Origin of the sequence: Desulfobacterium sp. N47 (genome assembly GCF_051233685.1) — a bacterium.
GTDB lineage: Bacteria > Desulfobacterota > Desulfobacteria > Desulfobacterales > RPRI01 > RPRI01.
The window spans coordinates 1-6,178 of sequence record NZ_JBAMMY010000103.1 but is presented as its reverse complement, the minus strand read 5'-3'; the positions used below and the strand labels follow the sequence as shown (position 1 = coordinate 6,178).

The window sequence follows — 6,178 nt, the reverse complement described above, 5'->3', positions numbered from 1 at the left end:
ATGACCGGCAAGATATAACCAGCCTTCATCTGTCGAGATATACGTGATGTCGGATACCCATATACGGCTCGGAGATGTCGTTTCAAATTTCTGATTAAGCAGATTGTCAGCTACAGGCAGATTATGCTTTGAATCTGTTGTCACCTTGAACTTCTTTGTCTGCTTACACTTTATCCCCAGTTTCTTGCGAATCTTTCTTACACGGTATATCCCTATCTTTACCCCGTGCTCGGACAGATCCTTCTGAAGTCGTTCATTTCCGCATGTCTTCCGAGTACGCTTATGCGCTGCTTTTATCCCGGCCTCAAGCCTTGCTTCCTCCTGGGAGTGAACCGGAGGCTTCCTGTTAAGCCATGCATAATAGCCACTTATTGACACGTCCAATATCCTATGTAGCAATGGCACTGAATACCTGAGCCGCAGCTTCTTTATCATCGCGCACCTCGCTGCGACTCCTTCGCAAAGTACTCTGCCGCTTTTTTTAATATGTCTCGCTCCATCTTGACTTCAAATGTCAATCTGTATAAAAGAAGAGGCGAGTGGTTATGGATGAAAAATTTTCATTTTTAAAGAGAAAAATCCATTCAATAACTGAATTTAGTCTGTGGATTAGTCTGTGGAAATTTTCCCAAGATAAGCAAAAACCGGATAAATAGATAAAACAAATACTTAAATAAATTTGAGGAGTTTGTGAAGCTTAGGGGGTCTTGACTTCGAATCCGTAGGCCGCCCGTTCGAATCGGGCCGGGCGCGCCAGTGAATTCAAGCAGTTATGGCTTTACGGCTATAACTTTTTTTTGTTCTGTGTGAGACTTTACCCCAATTTCCCTGTCGAACACCTTCATGGTATCAATTTCTGAGCTTCCAATGGAATGAAGGTATAATTTCAGTGGTCAGACGATTTTTATGGCCTAAAATCCGCTGAATCGATCCAATGGGAATATTAGCAGTATCCAGGAGCGAAGCTCCAAAGTGCCTAAGAGCGTGGAAACGAAAATATCGTACATCAGACTTGCTGCACAAGGTCCGTATTATTTTTTTCCACTCGTTATATGGCCCAGAAACCCACTTATTTGTTTTCTGACTCCAATTAAAATCTTTTCCTTAAGCGTAACTTTTTTATTGCAGCCGCTAATAATCAAATCTATAAGTTGAAATTATAAATTTTCGTTATAGTATTTGCCCGGCAATAACTTTTAACAGCGTCTCTTATGCACTGATAAATTTCAGTTACAAATCGGTTTAAATTTAAAAATGGCGAAAACAAAAGCAGAAAAACGTAAAGCCAGGGAAAAGGTAAAAAAGCTTAACCACCGTAAAACACAGCATACGGAAAATCAAAACCTGAAATCTGAATTCTATTACGATGAAGCCAGGTGGTTGATAAGTTCGAAAAATTTTGAAAAAGCTTTGATATATCTGCAAAAGGCTATAAAGCTCAGCCCTTCAAATGAATATTATTTCAGAGATTTAATAATCATTGGACAGGAAACAGGCAGAAAAGATGTTTTGTTGACCGGATTGGATAAATTACACCGGATGGGTAAGCTGGATAATGATGACTTACCGCTTTATATTAATACTCTTATAGCCGAAAAGCGATTTCAGGATGCCCTGGATATCTCGGATATGATGTTTGCCCGTCTGCCGGAAATGAAAAAGCCAAATAGAAGCCGGATCAAAACTCAGTTAAAAGATGTCCAGCAATATTGCCGTTTCGAACTTGAAACAATAAAAGCAACACCGGTTCAACCAATTAAGCACCCTGTAAAAAAGCAGGACAATCCCGAACCTGTCCTGGAAAAACAGAGCCTGCCATCGCCTTCCAAGCCAAAAGAACCGGATTTGCCCGATATCCCTGCGACATTGACGATTGATACTTTATCTTTCACAAAAAGCCTGGCGGAAAACGGAAATGCCGCAACAATCGGTCTTTATGACTTGGTTATGGAAGGTCACCGGATTCGTTTTATGGATTCTTTTGAAAATCTGATTTGCCTTCCTTCCCTTAAAGGTATTCAATCGTTTTGGTATCAGGAGGAAACAGCCAGAAAAGTGCTGAAAACTTTCAGGGGACGCGCCCTGTTATCCGATGAGGTGGGGCTTGGAAAAACTATTGAAGCCGGAATCGTGCTTAAGGAATATATACAGCGGGGAATGGTGAAAACAGCTCTGGTTCTTACGCCAAACCCGCTTGTCAGCCAGTGGCGGGAAGAGCTGAGCGTAAAATTCGGCCTTGATTTTCCATCTACCGATGACCCTGAATATAAAAACAGCGACGATTTCTGGGATAGTCCGTTTATTCTGGCGTCTATCAACCAGGCTAAATCAACAAAAAACTTCAGCAGGGTTACGGACAGGGAATATGATTTGGTAATTGTTGACGAGGCCCATCATCTGAAAAACCGCAGTACACTTAACTGGAAACTGGTTAACGCCCTTAAAAAGAGATTTTTGCTGCTTTTAACAGCAACGCCGGTTGAGAACAACCTTATGGAGTTATACAACCTGATTACGCTGTTAAAACCAGGTCAATTAAAAACATCAGCGGAATTCCGCCGCGAATTTATGACAAAAGGAGATCCCACCAGCCCTCAAAACAAGAGAATATTAAGAGAACTCCTAAGCCAGGTGATGATCAGAAATACCAGAGCTTTGGCCAAAATTGACATTCCTCCGAGGTTTGCCCAAACTCTTCGCGTGGAACCTGATCCCAATGAAAATGAGTTGTATGAACGTGTGATTCAACTGGTTGGCAACATCAACCGGACAAACGGCAGCGGCAACAGGCTTTTGCTTAAAAACCTTCTGGCTGAAGCAGGATCATCGCCCCGGGCTCTTGAAGTTACTCTTGCACGGGTTCTTGCGGGAAAAGACCTGCCGGCAGACAGTCGGAATGATATCAGGAGCATCCTTAACCTGTGCCGCACTATTATGGGAGAAACCGGGAAAAACAGAACGCTTCTTAAGCTGATTAAGAAACAAAAGGGCAAAATAATTATTTTCGTGAAATACATAGGTTCCCTTGAACAGCTTTCCGAATTTTTATCCTGGAATGATATTCCTCATGCACTTTTCCACGGCAGCATGGATAATTCTGCAAAAGATGAACAGATCCGTATTTTTCAGGAGGAAAGGGATATTCTGGTAACAACCGAGATCGGCGGAGAAGGCCGCAATCTTCAATTCTGCTGTCAGATGGTGAATTATGACCTTCCCTGGAATCCAATGAAGATTGAACAGAGGATCGGCAGAATTCACAGAATCGGACAGGATAAACAGGTTATGATTTATAATCTGTGCAATGCCGGAAGCATAGAGGATCATATCCTTGAAATTCTTGACCGTAAAATCAACATGTTTGAAATGGTCATCGGCGAGGTTGATATGATTATAGGCCGTATCAGAGAAGAAGCCGAATTTGAAGATATTATCTACGACATCTGGGTCAATGCTACATCTGAAGCAGAACGGGAAAAAGGATTTGCCGATCTTGGAGTGCGGTTGCAGCGTTCCAAGAGCCAGCATGAAAAAACACGTGAACTCGACAAAGACCTTTTTGGAGAAAATTATGAGCTCTAGTCCCGAACAGACACTTTACGGTTTTACCCGTAATTTTTTTCAGACTTATGGCGCAGAAACGGAAAACAATTCAAATCAGATAGAAGTGCTGCTTCCTGAGGAATTGGCCGCTCAATTAAATACACCGGATCATATTCTGGTTCAAACCGGGGCAGATGCCCAGGGTGAATATGGAATAGCTTATGGCTCCTTGTTTCTTGAGAAAATTTTAAATCATGTCTGTGATGCCATACCGGTGGTTGAATGCAACTTGCATTTTAATTATATCAAAAGCCAGGGCTTTGACAGGCTGATTGCTGACCGGTTTTCATTTAACGGCGCTTCCGGAACTGTTGAAACCGTTGCTTCGGCAATGATCCAGTACATAGTTCTTTCATGTCGCTATACGGCTCAAAGCGATGAACAGAAGGAAGGTATGGTTTCTTTATGCTTTAATCTTGAAACAAGCGCTCCTGTTGCAGGGATGGAAGATTTTCTGTATTCTGTTGAAAAGAGATTTGAAGACAAAAAAAACCGTAAAATCATTCCGGAGAAAGACGCAATTAATAAATTGATTCGGGCGGTCGAAAAAAATGCGCCTGTTGCGCTTGCCCACGAAATTAAACCTTTTCAGACCAGCATGAACAGACGGTTTAAACGGGATGTTGAAAATTTAAACGAGTATTACACCGGGATGAAGCAGGAAATGGAAAACAGCTTGAAGAGGCCGGGTCTTTCAGACCAATTAATATCGGACCGTAACGAGAAGATACGATTGATTCCCCTTGAACTTGAGAAAAAAAAGGACGACCTTTTTAATAAATACAGCATTAAAACACGGCTTGCTCTGTGCGGCGCCATGATCCTTAATTCTCCGGCCGTTAAAGTAATTTACAACGTAGCCATCGGCAGGAAAACCAGAAAACTTGTAATTATATATAATCCGACCATAAAATCCGTCGATCCGCTGGTTTGCGAAGGATGTGGAGCCGGTACTTACAATATCGGTTTTTGCGATGCGCTGCATGCGTTATGTCCCCAATGCCGGTTTGGCTGCCGGGTTTGCGGCAAAAAGGTATAAACGAATGGCGGGATATATAACACCCTTTACTTTTCTGGTTACTTCAACAGGATGCCCTCTCTTAATCTCTTAAAATCATAGGCCATATCACTTCTCATTAATCACTAGTAAAAGTTTGATATTGATCCTTTTTTTTGGCAAAAGCAGATAAAGTTGATAAATCCAAAGCCGTTAATAAAGGCCCCGGCTTTTTGCATCTGGTGCACTGGCGTGTTGGGGCTCGAAATATCCGTTTGACAACGCCCTTTTTATATGTACAATAAGCTGTACAGGAGGTTCCAATATGTACAATAAGCTGTACAGGAGGTTCCAAATGGATGCGATAAGCTATACAGCGGCAAGGCAAAATCTTGCAAAAACAATGGGAAAAGTCTGTAGGGAACATGCCCCGGTAATTGTAACACGGAAGACTGGGGATTCCGTGGTCATTATGTCACTCGAAGACTATGAAGCCCTTGAAGAGACAGCCTACCTTTTACGGTCGCCAAAAAACACAAGACGGTTAATAGAATCTATTGCCCAGCTTGAGAACGGAAAAGGGACTGAAAAGGAGCTCGTAGAGTGACGAGTCCCGGTCTGCTCGACCCGTTTGTTCTGTACAATTTATTGTCTATATACGATCATAATCTTCCGGTTTCGAATTAGGTACCTTTTTGAGCACATTTCGGAATTTTTTCAAACTCGCTCTTTTTGCCCTTGCTTGAATATATTCTTCAGTCAATAGTGCGGACATTTTTTCAGCGGCAGCAGAAGCTAAAAATTGATTAATTGAAATTCCTTCTTGCTTAGCTAATTGCCTTATCTGTTCATGTAGAGAGTTTGGAATACGCAAACTTAAGGTACTCATGATATCACTCCTATCTCGGTAAGAAATTCTCTTGGATCAAGAATTCTTAAACCGAATTTTTCCACGTTTTTAAAATGACGTTTATTATATGTTATAATCACATCGCAGCTGCTTGCAACCGCAACTTCCAGAACAAGGTCATCGGAAGAATCAGGCAAGAAAGGTCGCCAGAGGAAGAAAATTTCTTGATGTTCTCCGACATAGCATAAAAAATCTATAAAATCGGTGATGTCTTTTTCAGTAATTGAATTTGGGAGCTTTCCACGCCTCAGAACATCTTCATATTCAATAATCAAAGACACTGATATTACAATCGAAAATTTCTTGCTTGGTATAAGAGAAACCAATTTGTAAGAAGCGCCAAGCTGGGATTTTAAAGCTGTAAATAGCACATTTGTATCTATAACGATTTTCATACGGTATTATATATCATACCATCTTAATCATGGTCAAGGAATATCATTTTTAGACAGAACGTAAAAATCAGCCGCGCGGCTTTTTGCGTCGGCTGCCTTTTTTGGTGTACGCCCGGCACGGGCGTGAACTTATAAAGCATTTGATGGGTTCGTTTTTCTACCGCTTTTGGACCCATGCATGGCCACGCATCGGAAAGCAAACCACAAGTGATCTGTCTCATGCAGCAGAGGACGTTCGCAAAATACGATTGATTAGTCAAACCGCCAATGCTA

8 protein-coding genes are annotated in these 6,178 nt (G+C 41.7%); 3 read left to right on the top strand and 5 right to left on the bottom strand.

The genetic code is table 11. The features are described from left to right. A partial coding sequence (locus tag VXK47_RS06580; protein ID WP_435547977.1) for an IS3 family transposase occupies positions 1–378 on the bottom strand: 378 nt, incomplete at its 3' end. Between the two features lie 471 nt (positions 379–849). Then, positions 850–1,023, bottom strand: a complete 174-nt coding sequence (locus VXK47_RS06575; RefSeq protein ID WP_435547976.1) for a tyrosine-type recombinase/integrase — start codon at positions 1,021–1,023, stop codon at positions 850–852. A gap of 231 nt (positions 1,024–1,254) precedes the next feature. Here VXK47_RS06575 and VXK47_RS06570 point away from each other — a divergent pair, with 231 nt between their 5' ends. From VXK47_RS06570 to yefM, 3 genes are all read left to right on the top strand, one after another. Next, on the top strand, positions 1,255–3,582 hold the full coding sequence (locus tag VXK47_RS06570; RefSeq protein ID WP_435547975.1) for an SNF2-related protein: 2,328 nt from the start codon (positions 1,255–1,257) through the stop codon (positions 3,580–3,582). Next, a complete protein-coding gene (locus VXK47_RS06565) occupies positions 3,572–4,642 on the top strand; it encodes a hypothetical protein (RefSeq protein ID WP_435547974.1) in 1,071 nt (356 codons plus the stop codon). Before VXK47_RS06570 ends, VXK47_RS06565 begins: the two co-directional genes overlap by 11 nt. Before the next feature lie 283 nt (positions 4,643–4,925). Continuing rightward, on the top strand, positions 4,926–5,207 hold the full coding sequence (gene yefM / locus VXK47_RS06560) for a YoeB-YefM toxin-antitoxin system antitoxin YefM (protein ID WP_435547973.1): 282 nt from the start codon (positions 4,926–4,928) through the stop codon (positions 5,205–5,207). Between the two features lie 45 nt (positions 5,208–5,252). On the opposite strand, the gene VXK47_RS06555 is transcribed toward yefM, so the two are convergent. The 3 genes from VXK47_RS06555 to VXK47_RS06545 form a co-directional block, all read right to left on the bottom strand. Continuing rightward, positions 5,253–5,489: a YlcI/YnfO family protein gene (locus VXK47_RS06555; RefSeq protein ID WP_435547972.1), complete on the bottom strand. Its 237-nt coding sequence runs from the start codon at positions 5,487–5,489 to the stop codon at positions 5,253–5,255. Then, positions 5,486–5,905, bottom strand: a complete 420-nt coding sequence (locus VXK47_RS06550; RefSeq protein WP_435547971.1) for a PIN domain-containing protein — start codon at positions 5,903–5,905, stop codon at positions 5,486–5,488. The genes VXK47_RS06555 and VXK47_RS06550 overlap by 4 nt, the downstream gene beginning before the upstream one ends. A 23-nt stretch (positions 5,906–5,928) precedes the next feature. Beyond that, positions 5,929–6,178 (bottom strand): hypothetical protein (locus VXK47_RS06545; RefSeq protein WP_435547970.1); only part of this gene is annotated, 250 nt, incomplete at its 5' end.